General features: G+C 42.2%; 14 protein-coding genes. 8 read left to right on the forward strand and 6 right to left on the reverse strand.

The annotated features are described in order from the left end of the window. The first annotated feature begins 172 nt into the window (after nucleotides 1-172). The 8 genes from M1D81_RS02125 to M1D81_RS02160 all read left to right on the forward strand — a co-directional run bounded on the left by M1D81_RS02125 (nucleotide 173) and on the right by M1D81_RS02160 (nucleotide 8,800). Nucleotides 173-1,960: a right-handed parallel beta-helix repeat-containing protein gene (locus M1D81_RS02125; protein WP_456265768.1), complete on the forward strand. Its 1,788-nt coding sequence runs from the start codon at nucleotides 173-175 to the stop codon at nucleotides 1,958-1,960. A 198-nt stretch (nucleotides 1,961-2,158) separates the two neighbouring features. After that, nucleotides 2,159-3,484: an LLM class flavin-dependent oxidoreductase gene (locus M1D81_RS02130; protein ID WP_456265767.1), complete on the forward strand. Its 1,326-nt coding sequence runs from the start codon at nucleotides 2,159-2,161 to the stop codon at nucleotides 3,482-3,484. A gap of 17 nt (nucleotides 3,485-3,501) precedes the next feature. Then, nucleotides 3,502-4,005, forward strand: coding sequence for a GNAT family N-acetyltransferase (locus M1D81_RS02135; protein ID WP_024427303.1), 504 nt, complete (start codon nucleotides 3,502-3,504; stop codon nucleotides 4,003-4,005). A 22-nt stretch (nucleotides 4,006-4,027) separates the two neighbouring features. Then, nucleotides 4,028-4,822: an amino acid ABC transporter substrate-binding protein gene (locus M1D81_RS02140; protein ID WP_024427304.1), complete on the forward strand. Its 795-nt coding sequence runs from the start codon at nucleotides 4,028-4,030 to the stop codon at nucleotides 4,820-4,822. Between the two features lie 24 nt (nucleotides 4,823-4,846). After that, on the forward strand, nucleotides 4,847-5,521 hold the full coding sequence (locus M1D81_RS02145; RefSeq protein ID WP_024425525.1) for an amino acid ABC transporter permease: 675 nt from the start codon (nucleotides 4,847-4,849) through the stop codon (nucleotides 5,519-5,521). A 12-nt stretch (nucleotides 5,522-5,533) separates the two neighbouring features. Further along, complete coding sequence (locus M1D81_RS02150; RefSeq protein WP_087978509.1) at nucleotides 5,534-6,280, forward strand: amino acid ABC transporter ATP-binding protein; 747 nt, start codon at nucleotides 5,534-5,536, stop codon at nucleotides 6,278-6,280. A gap of 34 nt (nucleotides 6,281-6,314) precedes the next feature. Next, the gene (locus tag M1D81_RS02155; protein ID WP_456265766.1) at nucleotides 6,315-7,472 is read left to right on the forward strand and encodes an amidohydrolase; all 1,158 of its coding nucleotides are present in this window, start codon (nucleotides 6,315-6,317) and stop codon (nucleotides 7,470-7,472) included. After that, the gene (locus M1D81_RS02160; protein ID WP_456265765.1) at nucleotides 7,463-8,800 is read left to right on the forward strand and encodes an MmgE/PrpD family protein; all 1,338 of its coding nucleotides are present in this window, start codon (nucleotides 7,463-7,465) and stop codon (nucleotides 8,798-8,800) included. The genes M1D81_RS02155 and M1D81_RS02160 overlap by 10 nt, the downstream gene beginning before the upstream one ends. 53 nt (nucleotides 8,801-8,853) lie before the next feature. Here the strand turns inward: M1D81_RS02160 and M1D81_RS02165 are convergent, their stop codons facing one another. The 6 genes from M1D81_RS02165 to M1D81_RS02190 form a co-directional block, all read right to left on the reverse strand. Next, nucleotides 8,854-9,306 carry an SMI1/KNR4 family protein gene (locus M1D81_RS02165; RefSeq protein ID WP_456265764.1) on the reverse strand — a complete coding sequence of 151 codons (453 nt, stop codon included), beginning with the start codon at nucleotides 9,304-9,306 and terminating at the stop codon, nucleotides 8,854-8,856. A gap of 14 nt (nucleotides 9,307-9,320) precedes the next feature. Continuing rightward, a complete protein-coding gene (locus M1D81_RS02170; RefSeq protein ID WP_456265763.1) occupies nucleotides 9,321-10,781 on the reverse strand; it encodes an HNH/ENDO VII family nuclease in 1,461 nt (486 codons plus the stop codon). A gap of 777 nt (nucleotides 10,782-11,558) precedes the next feature. Beyond that, on the reverse strand, nucleotides 11,559-12,404 hold the full coding sequence (locus M1D81_RS02175) for a GAF domain-containing protein (protein WP_456265762.1): 846 nt from the start codon (nucleotides 12,402-12,404) through the stop codon (nucleotides 11,559-11,561). A 164-nt stretch (nucleotides 12,405-12,568) separates the two neighbouring features. Next, the gene (locus M1D81_RS02180) at nucleotides 12,569-13,945 is read right to left on the reverse strand and encodes an aspartate kinase (RefSeq protein ID WP_456265761.1); all 1,377 of its coding nucleotides are present in this window, start codon (nucleotides 13,943-13,945) and stop codon (nucleotides 12,569-12,571) included. Nucleotides 13,946-14,119: 174 nt separating this feature from the next. Next, nucleotides 14,120-15,556: an MDR family MFS transporter gene (locus tag M1D81_RS02185; RefSeq protein ID WP_456265760.1), complete on the reverse strand. Its 1,437-nt coding sequence runs from the start codon at nucleotides 15,554-15,556 to the stop codon at nucleotides 14,120-14,122. Nucleotides 15,557-15,572: 16 nt separating this feature from the next. Then, the gene (locus tag M1D81_RS02190; protein ID WP_456265759.1) at nucleotides 15,573-16,439 is read right to left on the reverse strand and encodes a TetR/AcrR family transcriptional regulator; all 867 of its coding nucleotides are present in this window, start codon (nucleotides 16,437-16,439) and stop codon (nucleotides 15,573-15,575) included. Nucleotides 16,440-16,643 lie beyond the last annotated feature (204 nt).

Here is a 16,643-nt window from a genome sequence, read left to right on the forward strand (position 1 = left end):
AAATGTTAGTTCAATAGGCGTAAAGACTCAAAAAATTGAAAAATTCTTTGAAGTGAAAATTATCGGAAAGTTATTCCAAAAGAATTTATTTAAAATTTGAAGGAATGTACAAGCAAACCTTTACCACATGCATAGGATGACAAGAGAACATGTGTGAAAAGGAGTGATTAGGTTGGGGGAATTGAATGAATCTGATCTAAAAAAACCAGTTGTCAATGTACTAGATTTTGGCGTAATTGCTGACGGGAAAACGGATTGCACAGCTAAGCTCAATGAATGTTTAGAGTGGACAAAAGCACAGGGGTATTCCCATATCTGGCTGCCGAGCGGCACATATTTAATCGATGCGGTGTACAGAGGTGATCCATTTTTTCCTTTCCGAGGTGCAGGTATACGGGTGCCAAGTCATATATGCATTGAGATGGCGTCAGACGCTGTAATAAAGGTGAAACCAAATGATTCATGGGGGTATGCAGCTTTTTATATAGGAAAGGTTGAGCATGTGACCATTCGAGGCGGGCGTATTGAAGGGGATCGTCATGAGCATGTATACAAGCCGCTCCCCGCTGAACGAAGAACCCATGAATGGGGCTTTGGGATATGTATTGAAGGTGCTTCCCATGTAGAAGTAAATCATGTCCAAATAAAAAATTGTACGGGAGACGGCATCATTGTCAGTCCCCACGGTTTGTTGACAGAGGGTGAACCGTACTCGCCTGCTGCATCTATTGATATTTCTGGCTGCACCGTCACAGATTCGAGACGTAACAATATTTCGATTACAGGCTGTGATGGGGTCATTGTGGAGGACTGTCTCTTGGAAAGAGCAGGAGTAAATGGGGTCGAGCCAAGAATGGGCATTGATATTGAAGGCTATGGAGAAAATGCCGTTAATATGGAGGAACCTCTGAATATTCAGATTCGCAACAACATCGTCAGAGGAGGTGCTGCAAGCTCCATCTATAACTTTAACGGCTATGGTGTGATCATTGAAGGCAATCATACAGATAGCAGTATCTCCTATGGCTTCTCTACCGAAACGATCATTGCTAACAATTTAATTCGGGCAGTAGGGGGAGGTGTGACAAAAGCAGGGATTACGAGCTTAGGCGTCTCACTTGGTCAAACGGAAAATAATGTGGTGATTATTGGCAATATGATTGAGGGGTTTGAAAAAGGAATTGATGTGAGAGGAGACAGCGTTCACATTACAGGTAATAAGATCAGTCTTTTTGAAGATGCGGCTGTGTCCGTTTATATGGCGAATCGTATTCTAATAGAAGGAAACCATATTGAATCAGGAACGAATATCGGAAAAAGAAGCGCCTCGCTGCGTATCTATCAATCGGATAGTGTCGTTTTTTCAAACAATACGGTCTACTCTGTTATCGATGCGGCCGTGGTGAGAGGAACGAATATTCTCATCCAGCACAATCAATTCAAAGAATTCAGCAGAGGAATCTGGGTGCAGGAAGGGGAAGCTGGGATCAACGGCAACCACTTTATTCAAGAAGGACACCCGGAGCTAGATTCTTCCTATACGATCAGTGTCACTGGAAATGCAAAGGCTTTCATCTGGCGGAATCGCTTTAAACTCTATCAAAACTACGCTGTATACAGCAGCACGACGGGGGCGCTGGAAATTAAAGATAATTCCTTTGAAGAAACATCCTTATATGTGGTGATGTATATTAAAAATGGTTCACCACAAATTGGAGATAACCGCTTCTATTTAAATCGATCGATCGGACAGCCGACGGCGATCTTTATTGACCAGGCCGCCTCAGCCCGTGTGCTGCGCAATAACATCATCAATCTATCTCCTCAAAAAGCAATTGCCGTCCGCACCGCAAATTCCACTCATTCTGTGATCGCTCACAACATGCTGGAGCGTAGTCAATTGGTGACACATGCCACAGACCGGCTCATCGGAAATATTGAAATTGATACACCGTCATAAGTGTTTAAAATCCCTTATTTTGGAGGTTTAGAAGGCGGTTGACAATCCTGTAAAAAGGGCATATAGTAATAATTATTTTTCATTTTTCGCAACATTTGCCCTTTTTTTATTAATAAAACCGATTAATTCAATCAGAAAAATGTATCTTCTAAGGACTTCAGTTTGATACATGTAGGATATAGAAAGGATGAAGAACAAGTGTCACAGCCGAAAAGGAAGCTCAAGCTAGGCGTATTCATCGCAGGAACTGGACATCACGTTGCCTCTTGGAGACATCCGAATGCAGTACCAGATGCAGCCATGAACCTAGATTATTTTAAACAATTAGCAAAAAAGGCAGAGGAAGGAAAGCTGGATTTGCTCTTTTTAGCCGACAGTTTATCCATTAATCAAACCTCTCATCCGAACGTATTAACGAGATTTGAACCGCTCACGCTGCTTTCATCCATTGCTGAGTCTACTTCAACCATTGGTTTAGCAGCAACAGCTTCCACTACATACAGTGAGCCTTTCCATATTGCAAGGCAGTTTGCCTCCCTTGATCATTTATCAGGCGGAAGAGCGGCATGGAATGTGGTCACATCTTCTATTGAAGAAACAGCGAAAAATTTTAGCGGAGAAGAGCATTTAGCACACCATAAACGATATGAGCGGGCAGAAGAGTTCGTTGAGGTCGTCAAAGGTCTCTGGGATTCTTGGGAGGAAGACGCTCTTGTCAGAAACAAGGAAACAGGAGAATTCTTCGAATCTAGTAAGCTTCATGAGCTCCAGCACAAAGGTGAGTTCTTCTCAGTAAGAGGTCCTCTCAACGTATCACGCACGCCGCAAGGACAGCCCGTGATCATTCAAGCGGGATCTTCAGAAGATGGTCAAAAGCTTGCAGCAAAAACAGCAGAGCTCATTTTCACAGCACAAAACGATCTCGATAAAGCGAAGGAATTTTATCAAAGCTTGAAGGGAAAAGTAGAGGCTGCTGGCCGTGCTAGAGAGGACGTCAGCATCATGCCGGGTATCTTCCCGATCATTGCTGATACAGAGGAAGAAGCCCAAGCGAAATATGAAGAATTACAGGAGCTGATTGTTCCTGAGATTGGACTGAGCATTCTGCAAAATTACTTAGGCGGGATTGATCTGTCTCAGTATCCGTTAGACGGGCCGCTTCCAGAGATTGATCCGAGCACGTCAAATGCGGTGAAAAGCCGTTTTGATCTCGTGATGAATATGGCGAGAAAGGATAACCTGACCATTCGCCAGCTTTATCAATCGGTTGCCGGCTCACGCGGTCATAATATTTTCATTGGAACGCCGCAGCAGCTGGCAGACGTGATGGAAACATGGCTTCGTGAAGAAGCAGCAGACGGCTTTAATGTCATGCCGCCGCTCTTGCCAGAAGGGCTGGATGTGTTCGTAGACCGCGTTGTCCCAATCCTTCAGGAACGAGGCTTATTCAAAACCGATTACACAGGACAAACCTTACGAGATAATCTTGGATTAACAGAGCCAAAAAATCGCTATACGACATAAGGGTGAGGTGACTAACGTTGGGATACACGTTTCGTCTGGCAACAGAGGCAGATATAGAGGCGCTGCTTGAACTGACAACAAGAGCCTACGAGCCAATTCGTGAGCTAGGCATCCAGTTCCAAGCAGCACATGCTGATTTCGCTCTCGTTCAGAAAAATGTACAAAAGAATCTTTGTTATGTGATGGAAGAAAACGGAGAGCTTCTATCCACCTTATCACTCCGTATGCCTTGGGGAGAGCAGCCAGGACCATTCGGCGTCCCTCACATCTGGTGGTTTGCCTCAGAACCAGCTGCCAAAAAAGGCACAGGCTCAGCCTTGCTGGAATGGGTTGAAACCGAAGTGCTAAGGGATACACTGAAGGTGCCGTACGTGTCGCTCGGTACAGCTGATAAGCATCCATGGCTCATAGAGATGTATGAGCGTAAAGGCTATGTCAGAGCAGGAGAAAAAGATTTAGGCAAAGGTCATATCACGGTTTATTTCAAAAAACAATTAAGATCAGATATCACACAACCATAAGACGAAAGAAGGGTTTTCGAACATGAAAAACAAAAAGTGGCTAGTCGTTCTATTTGCAGCAATGCTGGCAGTTTTAGCAGCTTGCGGCGGCAACAATCAGAGTGAAGGCAAAGACGAAAAGGTGTTAAAAGTAGGCGCTACAGGACAAAGCTATCCATTTGCTTATAAAGACAATGGCAAGCTTGTCGGATTCGATGTTGAAGTAACAGAAGCCATTGCGAAAAAGCTAGGCTACAAACTAGACTGGCAGCTGAGTGAATTCAGCGGACTGATGGGACAGCTGACGTCTGGTAAGCTCGATACAGTGTCAAACCAAGTTGCCATCACAGACGAGCGTAAACAAACATTTAACTTTACAGATACGTACGCTTACGCAGGAACACAAATCATCGTGAAAAAAGACAACAACGACATCAAAGGTCTTGACGATTTAAAAGGAAAAACAGTGGCGGCGGTTCTTGGCTCTAACCATGCTAAAAACTTAGAGAGCAAAGACCCTGACAAGAAAATTAAGATTAAAACATATGAAACGCAAGACGGCGTATTAAATGAAGTGGCAAATGGCCGCGTAGATGCTTATGTCAACGGACGCAGTGTATTACTTGCTCAAATTGAAAAAACAGGTCTGCCGCTGAAAATCGTAGGCAACCCAATTGTGTATGAAGAAGTAGGCTATCCATTTGCGAAAGATAAAAAGCATGACAAACTAAGAGAAGAATTTAACAAAGCCATCAAAGAATTAAGAGAAGACGGGACACTTAAGAAATTGTCTGAGAAATATTTCAAAGACGATGTGACAGTGCCAATTAAAAAATAACGACAGCGGCGGTGAAGAGCAGACATGAACAAAATTGATTGGCAGTATATGGTGACGGTATTTCCGACATTGCTTCAATACTTGCCGATAACGATCTTCATGGCGATTGTCTCCATGGTATTTGCCATTATCATTGGTGTGGTATTCGCTCTCATTACGAAAAACCGGATACCTGTTTTATACCAATTTGCCAAGCTGTATATTTCTTTCTTCAGAGCGGTTCCAACCTTGGTTCAGCTCTTTCTCATTTATTTTGGTCTCCCGCAGCTATTCCCTGCGATGACCTCAATGGATGCTTTAACAGCGGTCATTATCGGATTAAGTATTAAGAACTCAGCATACTTAGCAGAAATTTTCAGAGCGGCTCTGAACTCAGTGGATGAAGGCCAGCTTGAGGCATGCTTATCTGTCGGTATGACAAGATGGCAGTCTTACGTTAGAATTATTTTCCCGCAGGCCGTCAGAAATGCGATTCCAGCGACGGGGAATACCTTTATCGGTCTTTTAAAAGAAACATCTCTTGCCTTTACGATTGGTGTGGCAGAAATGTTTGCACAAGGGAAGATGATTGCATCGGCGAACTATAAATACTTTGAAACCTATTTAGCCGTAGGGATTGTATATTGGGTGCTGACGATTATTTATAGCTTCCTGCAAGACTTGTTTGAACGAAAAATCAGCAAACCTTACCGGAATTAAGGAGGTGTGGACATGATCAAGCTCACCAATTTGAAGAAATCATTCGGCGACCTTGTCGTCTTAGACGGAATCAATCTCGACGTGCAAAAAGGGCAGGTTGTGGCCATTATCGGACCTTCTGGCTCCGGTAAATCCACCTTGCTGCGCTGCTTAAATTTATTAGAAATACCAGATGAAGGCACGATTGAAATTGGCGATGCGAAGCTCGATGCGTCTAAATATTCACGTAAAGAAGCCCATCAGCTGCGTCAACAAACGGCCATGGTGTTTCAAAACTATAATTTATTTAAAAACAAGACAGCACTGCAAAACATAACAGAATCACTGCTTGTGACGAAAAAAATGACGAAGCAGCAGGCGAATGAAATCGGTATGAAACTGCTGAAGCAGGTAGGGTTAGAGCAAAAGGCTGACAGCTATCCAGTCACATTATCTGGCGGACAGCAGCAGCGGATTGGGATTGCCCGTGCGTTAGCGGTTGATCCACATGCGATTTTGCTGGATGAACCAACGTCAGCGCTTGATCCAGAGCTTGTCTCAGGTGTGCTTCAAGTCATTAAATCCATTGCGATTCAAGAAACAACAATGATTATCGTCACACATGAAATGGCGTTTGCAAGAGAAGTGGCAGACCATGTGATTTTCATGGCGGATGGTCATATTATCGAGCAGGGGACGCCAACTGAGCTATTTGATGAAACAAAGAATGAACGAACGAAACGATTTATCCAAAAAGAAGCAGCGGCTGAAGAAGCATAAGCTGCTTTTTATTCTTTAGAGGGGTGAGTGTCTAGTGAAATCAATAGGAAATGAAGCTTTAAACAAACGTTTGATCAACATTCGCCGATCGCTTCATGAGCATCCAGAGCTGGCGTTTGAAGAATATGAAACGACAAAGAAACTGCGCCGCTGGTTAGAAGAGGAAGGGATCACTGTGCTTGATATCCCAGCACTTCAAACAGGTGTTGTGTGTGAAATCAAAGGAGAACATGAGGGACCGACGATTGCTCTGAGAGCTGATATTGATGCACTTCCGATTGAAGAGGCATCTGGTGAACCATTTTCTTCAAAGGTACCGGGTAAAATGCATGCATGCGGTCATGATTTCCATACAGCTTCTATTTTTGGCGCGGCTCTTTTATTAAAAGAGCGGAAACACGAGATCAAAGGAACGGTGCGTATTTTGTTCCAGCCGGCTGAGGAAGTTGCTCAAGGGGCGAAACACGTCATAGAGGCAGGTGTTTTAGATGGGGTCGATGCGATTTTCGGTATGCACAACAAGCCTGACCTGCCAGTTGGCACGATTGGCATTAGAGAAAAAGCATTGATGGCGAGTGTGGACCGGTTTGAAATCGATATTAAAGGAACGGGTGGCCACGCCGGTATTCCAAATCACACGGTAGACCCCATTGCCATCAGCGGGCAGATCACAAGCGCCCTTCAGCAAATTGTCAGCCGCCGCATCAGCTCCTTGCATCATGCGGTTGTCAGTATCACACGCATTCAAGGCGGTACGTCATGGAATGTGATTCCTGACCGTGTTGAGATGGAAGGAACCGTTCGGACGTTTGAGCCTGAAGTAAGAGCGATGATTCCGGAGCTTATGAAACAAATCGTCAGCGGAATTGCAGGAGGATTTGGAGCAGAGGCTGAAGTGAGATGGCATCCTTATTTGCCTTCTGTCATGAATGATGAGCGTCTAACAAAGGTAGTAGAAGAAACGGCTGGCTCACTTGACTTACATGTCGTGCAGGCAGAGCAGTCACCGGGCGGAGAAGATTTTGCTCTTTATCAAGAACGCATCCCAGGCTTTTTTGTATGGATGGGGACTAGTGGTACGAAGGAGTGGCATCACCCTGCGTTTACATTAAATGAAGACGCACTTCCAGTTTCCGCTGCCTTCTTTGCTGAACTTGCCGTTCGGGCATTGGAGTCTCGATCATGGAATTAACAAAACATCTGGCAGAAGCAGTGCTTTCTGCTGATCCGCTGCAGGATGAGCGGGCCATTCAAATGGCTGGAAATGGCCTGTTAGACGCTGCAGCATCAGCGCTTGCTGCGAAAGAGGATGAAGGGATCCAAAAGCTGATGCAGCTTGTTGAACAGGAAGGCGGAGCCGCTCAGATTCCTGTCATTGGACAAGGAAAGAAGGTGAACCGCCAATCTGCAGCAATGCTGAACGGCTACCTCATCCATGCCCTTGATTATGATGATGTGCACTCAGATGTGAGAGGACATCCAAGTGCGGTCATCATTCCGGCGCTGCTATCACAGCTGACAGACGGCAAAGGGTATGGCGAGCGGTTTTTAGCTGCCTACATCACAGGTGTCGAAGTGATGGCAAGACTTGGCGAATCCATCGGTAAGGCGCATTATGAGCGGGGCTGGCATAATACAGGAACACTCGGAGCCATTGCGGCAGTGTGTGCGATTGGCTATTTGAAACAAGTCTCCAAGGAAGAACTGACGAAAGCAATCGGCTTTGCCGGAGCGCAATCAGCCGGAATGCGAAAGCAATTTGGCTCTGATATGAAACCATTACAAGCCGGCTTAGCTGCTAAAACAGCCGTTTGGTCTATGGATTTAGCTTGTTCAGGTTTTGGCGGAAATGACTCGGTTCTTGATGGCGCACTTGGTTTCTTTTCACTCTATGGAGATCTGGAACGTGCGAAAAGCCGTTTACTAGAGGGCTATGGTTCTACATGGCGTATCGTTTCGCCGGGGCTGTGGTTCAAAGTATATCCATTCTGCTCAGCAGCCCACCATGCAGCAGATGCGATCCAATCCTTAATGAAAGAGCGGTCTTTCTTGCCGGAGCAGGTAAAACAGGTCGATGTCATATTCCCGCCAGGCGGAGATGCAGCGCTTATTGAGCGGACACCTTTAACCGGAGAAGAAGGACGTTTCAGTGTCGAATACGTCATCGCACTTGCAGTGTTTGGACAGACACTTACGCTGGATGCCTTTACGAAAAAAAACATTCCTTCAGACATGCGGACATGGATGAAGCGGGTAAGCAGAGGATATGATCAAACGATAGAACCCCATCCTGATGCTGTTCCAAAAGGACGCTTTACGATTGTGAAGCTCACCTTATCTGACGGCACCACCATCAGCAAGCGGGTTGATGTTCCGCAGGGAGCACCCGGACACACACTATCGACAGATGATATCATGAAAAAATTAAACAGTGTGACAGACAAATCATATGCACAGCGGATTTTACAGGCAATTGAAGGGAGGAATGAATCCCTTTATTTGCTTTTTTTGGAATGTTAGAGAAAAAGAGAAAGGCCCATCAATCGAGATGAGCCTTTTTATCGGTTTAATTATTATTCAGCAAAAGAGTCAATACCTTCTATGATTTCGCAAAGAAGATATTCAAAGAAGTGGTCTTTGGCGTAAATGGTCTCTTCCTCATATGGAGACCAATTAAGCACCGGGCACTCGCCATCTTTCATTTGGTTTGTGTCTAGGACCATCATATAAGGACCGTGATTGACTATGACTACATAGCCATCAGGAAGCCCTTGTTCTTGAAAAGTACGAGTGGTCTCAATGACAGGTGATTCTTCAATTTCGCCTGGAGAACCACCTTCAATCCATATGCCTAAAATACCGCCAGTTCCAAATTGTTTGATATACCATTTGTAACTATCAGGAAGACTGACATTTAATTCTCTTTCTATATAAGAGACTTCCTCATCAGTCAAAGTTCCATAAATTACACTATCTTCATCTTGATATTTTTTAAAGTAATTTAGAATCATATCTTCAACTAACATTGTGTTTCCTCTTTCTATAATTTATTTAGAATCTCTTGAGCTCTAGATTTCCAATAATTTTTTTTGAAATTATTGTATTGTTTCTCTAAAATGGGATTATTTCGAAAACTTTGACCAGTCTTAATGATTCCATGGAGTTCCTTTTTAAATTTAGTATGTTTATTTTGGGAAAGTTCAATCATAGCCCCTGGTTCTTTTTGAATGGAGTGATGTAATTCAATCATACTTCCGTCTTTATCATAAGGGGAGTAGCCACCTTTTGCAAGTTCAAGATTTGTTTTCCCTCGGCCTTTTTTAGGTTTATAATTCCAATCAATATTATTCATTCTATAGACTCTTCTATCAATTTTTTTCACTTTTTTAGCGACTGTTACTGTTCCTTTCACTTCATAAGCAGTATACCTATTCCCTGTCTTTTCCAACCAAGTTAGGTTTTCTTTTTTTGATGTGAATTTTGGCTTTTTAGCGCTTTGTAACAATTTTCTCTGTGCTTGATTTACTACTTTACCTGTACGACCCATTGGCCCCATGATGATTGCAGCTGAATTAAGAGCTATGTCTGTATTAGTCAGGGAAGTTCCATTTAGTGTTTTTCCTGATAAAACCTCACTTAGTGCTAATACATCACCAGTGCCCGGAGCAATGTAGGCAACATTTGTAATAAAGTTTTCCATTAAACCACTATACATTTTCCCCGCATTTGCTATCCCGCTTGTAGAAGCTGATAAATGAATTTCAGAAGTGTAAATATTAGCTTTGACATTTTGGAGATGAATTAATTTAGGGTTAATATCGAGTTTTGGATTCTTTAATCTATTTATATGTTTCTGCATTTGATTAATATTTTTTTCAGCAGCTTTATTAGCACTATTCAATTGATTTGTAGCAGCTTTGAGACCGTTACTAATACTTGTCATGGAACTTAAAATTTGTTTATTAGCTTGCTGTATGCGTTTGTTATTTGCTGTCATGTCTTTATTTAATTTTTTAGTAATACGATTTGCTTCATTAACACTTTTCATAACTTCTATATAATTTTGATCAGTTTCTTTCTTAATTTTATCCATTCTTTTTCCAAAGTCATCAATTAATCTATTAAACCCTTCAATTGTTTTCACAGTACCCTTAATTAACTTGATAACATCTTTATATATAGATTTTAATTTTTTATAAGCGACCTCCGCGTCTTTTTTTATTTGTGCGATTTTTTTCTTTGAATTTTTTTCTTGTTCCTCATAAGCTTTTTTAAACCATTTTTGAAAAAGTGGATTTTCAATTATTTTTATACCATCTTCAAGTTTCTTAATATCTTTATCATCTACTTTATATAGTTTTGCTATCTTAATAACTAATTCAGCATCTGATGATGATGCGTATGCTTTATTTTGATAAGGTTCTAATAAAATAGAGAATGATAATACTAGTATTAGTAAAATAGGTACTAAAGTTCTTAATAAACTTTTAATTCTTTTCAAAAATAACACTCCTTAATAAGTTGTAGATTTATATTAATATAAAAAAATGGATATAAATACTTAATTATATAAATTTAAGGTTATTTTAAGAATATAAGGGTCTTATACCATTTTTATAATGTTGATATATAAGTTCAAGAAATCAATTGATTCCAATTGAGATTTAAGAAGGAACATGTAATATAAAGCTACACAAAGAGACAGCGGAGGCTTGACAACTGCATGAAGCTTTACTGACAGAAAATATTTGGGCTAAGATATGAAAGTATGGATTATGAGGAAATCCATTCAACTTTAAAAACTTCACTATCCACTTATCAATACGTTTGAAGTGATTAAGGAGCAACTGAATCGAATCGCTGAAGAGAATTTTAGCCGTGGATCATGAATAAAAGGTATACGCCGCAGATTATGACTGGCTTATTCAAATTATTGATGAATATTATAAAGAACGCCATTCAATTCACCCGAAGATGGCCTTATTTTCTTAAGAGGAACACAAGAGAATGGAGAGACGATCATTGAAGAAGAAGAAATAGGTATTGGTATTGCAACAGAAGAAGTCCAGCACATTCTATAAAGCGGATATATTCCAGAACAAATGTACCATGTGGAGAATTCGGACTTGGCCTGTCCATTGTAAAATGGTTTGTGGACTTATATCAGGAACAGATTGAGTTGATAAATGAATAATAAAAGCGAATGACATTCATGATTCGTTTACTTTTCCCACAAGAAAAGGGCTAACATCAGTTAACCCTTTGTGTGTATCACCATTTAGTCCATTTTGGTAAACGTTAACCCAATATGAGCAAGTGCCTGCGGCAAGTCTTTCCGGATGGTGATGTCTTTAAACGATATATTGGATTGAATCGCACTTAAAGCAAGGTCTTGCTTAATTCCTGTTAAAACCGCCGAAATTCCTAAAAGTCTCAGCGTTTGTGCATAGCTGACCAAATATTGAATGCTTTGTTCATTCAGGCTTTTGGTTCCCGATACATCAATGACCAAATGAGAGAGCGACAGCCTGTAGCTTTCCTGTAAAATGGTTTCCAAAATATGCTGAGCACGTGTCTCTTCGATATCACCAAGCAGAGGAAGCACGGCGACACCGTCAACAACTGGTACGATCGGTACAGACAATTGCTGAATTTGCCGGTTGGCACGGTCTAGTTCGAGGACATAGCTTAATAAAGAAGCCATCGTTTCAAACATATACACATGCTCTTCTGTGAACTGCTTCGGCTTCAAATCAAGTCCGCAAATCGTTCCGTAGTTCGTCCCATCTGTGAAATCAATGGGAACCCCAATAAACGAGCCGCCTTGAAGATTATTCGTGACTTCTAAGTATTTAAAACGATCATCCTTCGAAATGTCAGGAATCACAAGTGTATCCCGATGATCGACCGCACGCTTGCAAAATGTCTTTTCGTAAGGAAGTTCTTCTCCTTCTTCAAGAAGCTGCTCGTCATGATTTAGCACCTTTACAATTTGATTGGTGTGTTGGTCATTTTTAGCAATAAACAGTGTATTCACATCAATGAATTGACTCATCATGTTTAAAATACTAGTAGAAGCATCATGGAAATTGCGAAACTGTTTTAATAGTTGTTGACGAGGCATTGTTTTAGGACTCCTTGTAGCTCCGATCATAGGCCGGAACGGATAGTTGATTTGTCTCTATCATACAAAATCAAACAAGAAATAGATACACTTTCATGCGCAAAAACACTCTGATCGGCGAGATGAAAAAAGACTGCCGATCCAAAGATCTGGCAGCCTTCTGATTAAAGAGAGACAGGGACAGTAGACATAGAGAAAAATTCCTCATACAAGGCTTGAACAGCTACTTTTTCTTGCGCCGCTTTGACGCCAAACATCATGCTGACTTCTGAAGAGCCTTGATTGATCATTTCAATATTGACCTTCGCTTTTGACAGCGCCTTTGCCGCTCTTGCTGTTGTGCCAACATTATGACGCATCGCTTCTCCTACTACCATAATCAGTGAGAGATTCCGCTCTAGAACGACCTCATCTGCATCAAGCACGACCTTCAAACGGTCTAGCAGCTCCTCTTCAATATGCTGCTCCTCCAGCTGATCCTGCCGTAAAATAATGGTCATATCATCAATGCCAGAAGGAACATGCTCATACGTCAGCCCATACTCTTCTAGTGTTTGCAGCACCTTACGTCCAAAACCGATTTCTCTGTTCATCAAATATTTACTAATGTAAATGCTGCAAAATCCATTGTCTGAGGCGATTCCAACTACAGGTCCATTTGTATGGTCCCGCTGATTTACGATTTTTGTCCCTTTTGCCGAAGGGTTATTAGTGTTTTTAATCTGTACCGGAATGCCTGCACGGAAGGCTGGAATGAGTGCTTCATCATGGAACACAGAAAAACCAGCATAGGACAGCTCGCGCATTTCCCGGTATGTCAGCTCTGTAATCTCTTTCGGTTCATGAACGATCGTTGGATTGACGGCATAAACAGCATCGACATCTGTAAAGTTTTCATATACATCTGCCTTCAGGCCGTTCGCCAAAATGGAGCCGGTAATATCGGAGCCGCTTCGCGAAAAGGTGACGATGTCGCCCGCGAGACTAAAGCCAAAAAAGCCTGGGAATATAATAATGCCAGAGCGCTTTCTTAATTTGTACAAATGATCATAAGACTCCGGCAGAACTTGCGCTTGACCAGGCTCATCGCTCACAAACAAACCAGCTTCCTTTGGATTCACATAATGAGCTTCCACACCTTGGTGGCGGAAATAGGCGGCAATGAGCTTAGCGTTATTGTCTTCACCACTTGCTTTAATGGCATCAAGATAGCACTCAGGGCGGGATGAATCAGCCTGTAATAGTGCCTCTAGATCTTGCCTGATCGTATCGATAATGTCTTGACCTAATCCGAGTTCATCCGCTATTGAGGCATACCTCTCAATGACTGCTTCCTTTAAATCATGTGCTTCGCCTAAACGTAAATATTGTTCACCGCAGCTAATTAATAGATCGGTGACCTTTGTATCCGTTGAATGCCGTTTTCCTGGTGCGGAAACAACGACTGCTTTTCTAGCTGGATCTGCTGTTACAATGTCAAATACCTTTTGCAGCTGCTTGCCAGATGCAAGTGAACTGCCACCAAATTTAACGACCTTCAATGCATACATCTCCTATAGTAAAAATTTTCTCACAAATTGAATAGTTCCTATTATCAACTCTTTTCTTTAAATTATCAAGGTTTTTCTTCACTAGAAATACAAATGTATTTACAGAGAGGACGATATTGTATGAGTATATGAAAAAAGAGCCGGCCATATGCCGAGCTCTTTTTCTTATGAAGAAGACGAGGAGGAAGATAGCTCCTGCTTCATCACTTTATTCTCACGTTTTTTTTCTTTTAAGAAAAAAGAGAGGACGAGACCAATGACGGCAATTAGACCAGAAATGAAGAATGACGTATTCATTCCATGAACGGCCGATTTTAATGGATTGGCCAATTCTGCATTTGCAGCAGAGCTGCTCATGATGGAAACAAGCACAGCCGTTCCAATGGAACCGCCTACTTGTCTCATCGTGTTATTCATCGCTGTCCCATGAGGGATCAAATGAGGCGGTAAAGAGTTAATACCTGCGGTTGTCAGCGGCATCATGATCATCCCAACCCCGATTAAGCGAAGCGTGTAGGCGACCGTAATGAGGACGATCGATGAATCAAGGGTGAGCAGCATAAATGGCAGGGTGGTAACGGTGAGTATCGTAAATCCGCCTAATGCCAGCCCTTTTCCGCCGACTTTATCAAAAATCCGTCCAATAATCGGTGACAGGAGTCCCATGAAGAGAGCACCTGGCAATAAGATAAGCCCTGTATCAAGTGCAGACAGCCCTCTGACATTCTGCGTATAAAGCGGCAGAATCGTCTCTGTCCCAATTAATAAAGCAAAGACAAGCATGCCGAGGAAGGTTGTTAAGCTAAAGATCGCAAATTTAAATACGCCAAACTCCAGCATTGGTTTTGTCAAATTCGACTGGCGCAGGATAAAGAAGAACAAGCTCACGGCGCCGACAATCAGCGAAATGAGAACAGTCGCACTCGTCCATCCATACGTGCCGACACTAGAAAATCCGTAAAGCAGCCCGCCGAAACCGAACGACGACAAGATGACAGATAAAACATCAATACGTGTTTCTCTTTGCTGCGTCACATTTTTCATTAAGAAGAAAGCAAGAATGAGATCAATGATACCGATTGGCAGAACAATATAGAACAGGGCCTTCCAGCTGAAGGAATCGACAATCCAGCCGCCAAGTGTTGGTCCAAGCGCTGGTGCGAACGAAATGACAAGTCCGACCATGCCCATTGCCTGTCCGCGTTTTTCTTTCGGGAAAATGGTTAAAAAGATCGTTTGCATCAGCGGCATTAAAATCCCTGCGCCTGCTGCCTGTACGATACGCGCTGCAAGTAACACCGGGAAATTCGTTGCAAATGAAGCGAGAATTGTACCGGCTGTAAAGATGCTAAGTGCCGTTAAAACTAAAGAACGGCTTGAAAATTTCTCAATTAAGAAAGCCGTAATGGGGATGAGAATCCCGTTTGTCAGCATAAAGGCTGTTGTAAGCCACTGTCCTTTGCTGACCTCAATATTGAAATCTTCCATGATATGCGGGATCGCTGGAATGAGAAGCGTTTGGTTTAAAATCGCAACGAATGCCCCAACGAGGAAAATCCCAACAATCACAGATCGATTATACGATGTAGTTGATTGGTTCATGTTATCCCTTCTTTATCTATAAAATGATGCTTTTCAGCTGTGACACGTTTTGTGATAAAACGCTGTTTTTGCCTAAATAATCGAGCAGTGAGCTGACTAAAAAGGTTCTCGGTTCATCCGTTGATAATTCTTGATTGAGCAGCTCATACGCAGAGAGGAGATCGTCCTTTTCTTCTCCGTTTGACAGTGCGTGAAGCTCTTGTTTGATCTTCGTTAAGTACGAGATGACAAGTTTTTCTTCATCATATCCGTCCTGTGAGGAAAACAAATAAGAGTCCATGAGCTGATCTGTTAACACAGGCTCAATTGAGCAAGGCTTTTTCGATACACGGTCCATCACACCGATAATCATCTCGGCAGCATTTTCTAATTTGATGTTCTTGTGCTCAATCGCCAGCATTAAGATGAATTCTCTCATTAATCCATTGAGAACAATTACGAGATCCCAGACATAAGGAGCGACGGATTCACCATAGGTGCTCAAAATAATGTCTCTGTGCCGCTGCATGATAATGGAGCGAGTCTCGCGTAAGTGTTTAATGACAATAGGCGAATGCTGAGAAAAAGCTTCAAAGGACAGCATGTTCAAAAATTTATGATTCTCTTTAAACTCTTCAAGCTCAAGCTTGATCTTCTTTGTGAATTTTTCCTTTTTGGACAGCGTCGTTTCTGAATGAATGATGCGGGAAATCTCTCTCATTTTGCGCTGATTGTATTTAATCAGTTCTAGTAGAAGAGCTTCCTTTGAATCAAACAGTTTATAAATAGACGCTTTTGATATTTTGCAGGCATCGGCAATTGACTGCATGGAGACACTCATATAGCCTTTTTGAGAAAATAATTTCTTTGAAACCCGCAAAATCTCTTCTTGCTTTTCGTTCATCTTCATAAGTCCTTTCCGAATCGGCAAAACCATATGGTCACAATGGAAACCGAGTGGTCACTTTTGCTATGATAACAAAACCAATGACCCATGACAAGAAAATGAACTTAAAAAAATACCCGTCTGCATGACAGGTATTTTATCCTTCGTGCGGTATATATTTTTGTTTTGCCGTGAAGAGCGACGATCAACATGTCTTTCTTC

The sequence above is a fragment of the Bacillus sp. JZ105 genome, from assembly GCF_053903125.1.

Coding starts and splice junctions, on each gene's coding strand:
- M1D81_RS02140 (WP_024427304.1), top strand. CDS start 4,028: ATGAAAAACAAAAAGTGGCTAGTCGTTCTATTTGCAGCAATGCTGGCA.
- M1D81_RS02175 (WP_456265762.1), bottom strand. CDS start 12,404: ATGCCTCGTCAACAACTATTAAAACAGTTTCGCAATTTCCATGATGCT.
- M1D81_RS02190 (WP_456265759.1), bottom strand. CDS start 16,439: ATGAACGAAAAGCAAGAAGAGATTTTGCGGGTTTCAAAGAAATTATTT.
- M1D81_RS02145 (WP_024425525.1), top strand. CDS start 4,847: ATGAACAAAATTGATTGGCAGTATATGGTGACGGTATTTCCGACATTG.
- M1D81_RS02165 (WP_456265764.1), bottom strand. CDS start 9,306: ATGTTAGTTGAAGATATGATTCTAAATTACTTTAAAAAATATCAAGAT.
- M1D81_RS02185 (WP_456265760.1), bottom strand. CDS start 15,556: ATGAACCAATCAACTACATCGTATAATCGATCTGTGATTGTTGGGATT.
- M1D81_RS02150 (WP_087978509.1), top strand. CDS start 5,534: ATGATCAAGCTCACCAATTTGAAGAAATCATTCGGCGACCTTGTCGTC.
- M1D81_RS02160 (WP_456265765.1), top strand. CDS start 7,463: ATGGAATTAACAAAACATCTGGCAGAAGCAGTGCTTTCTGCTGATCCG.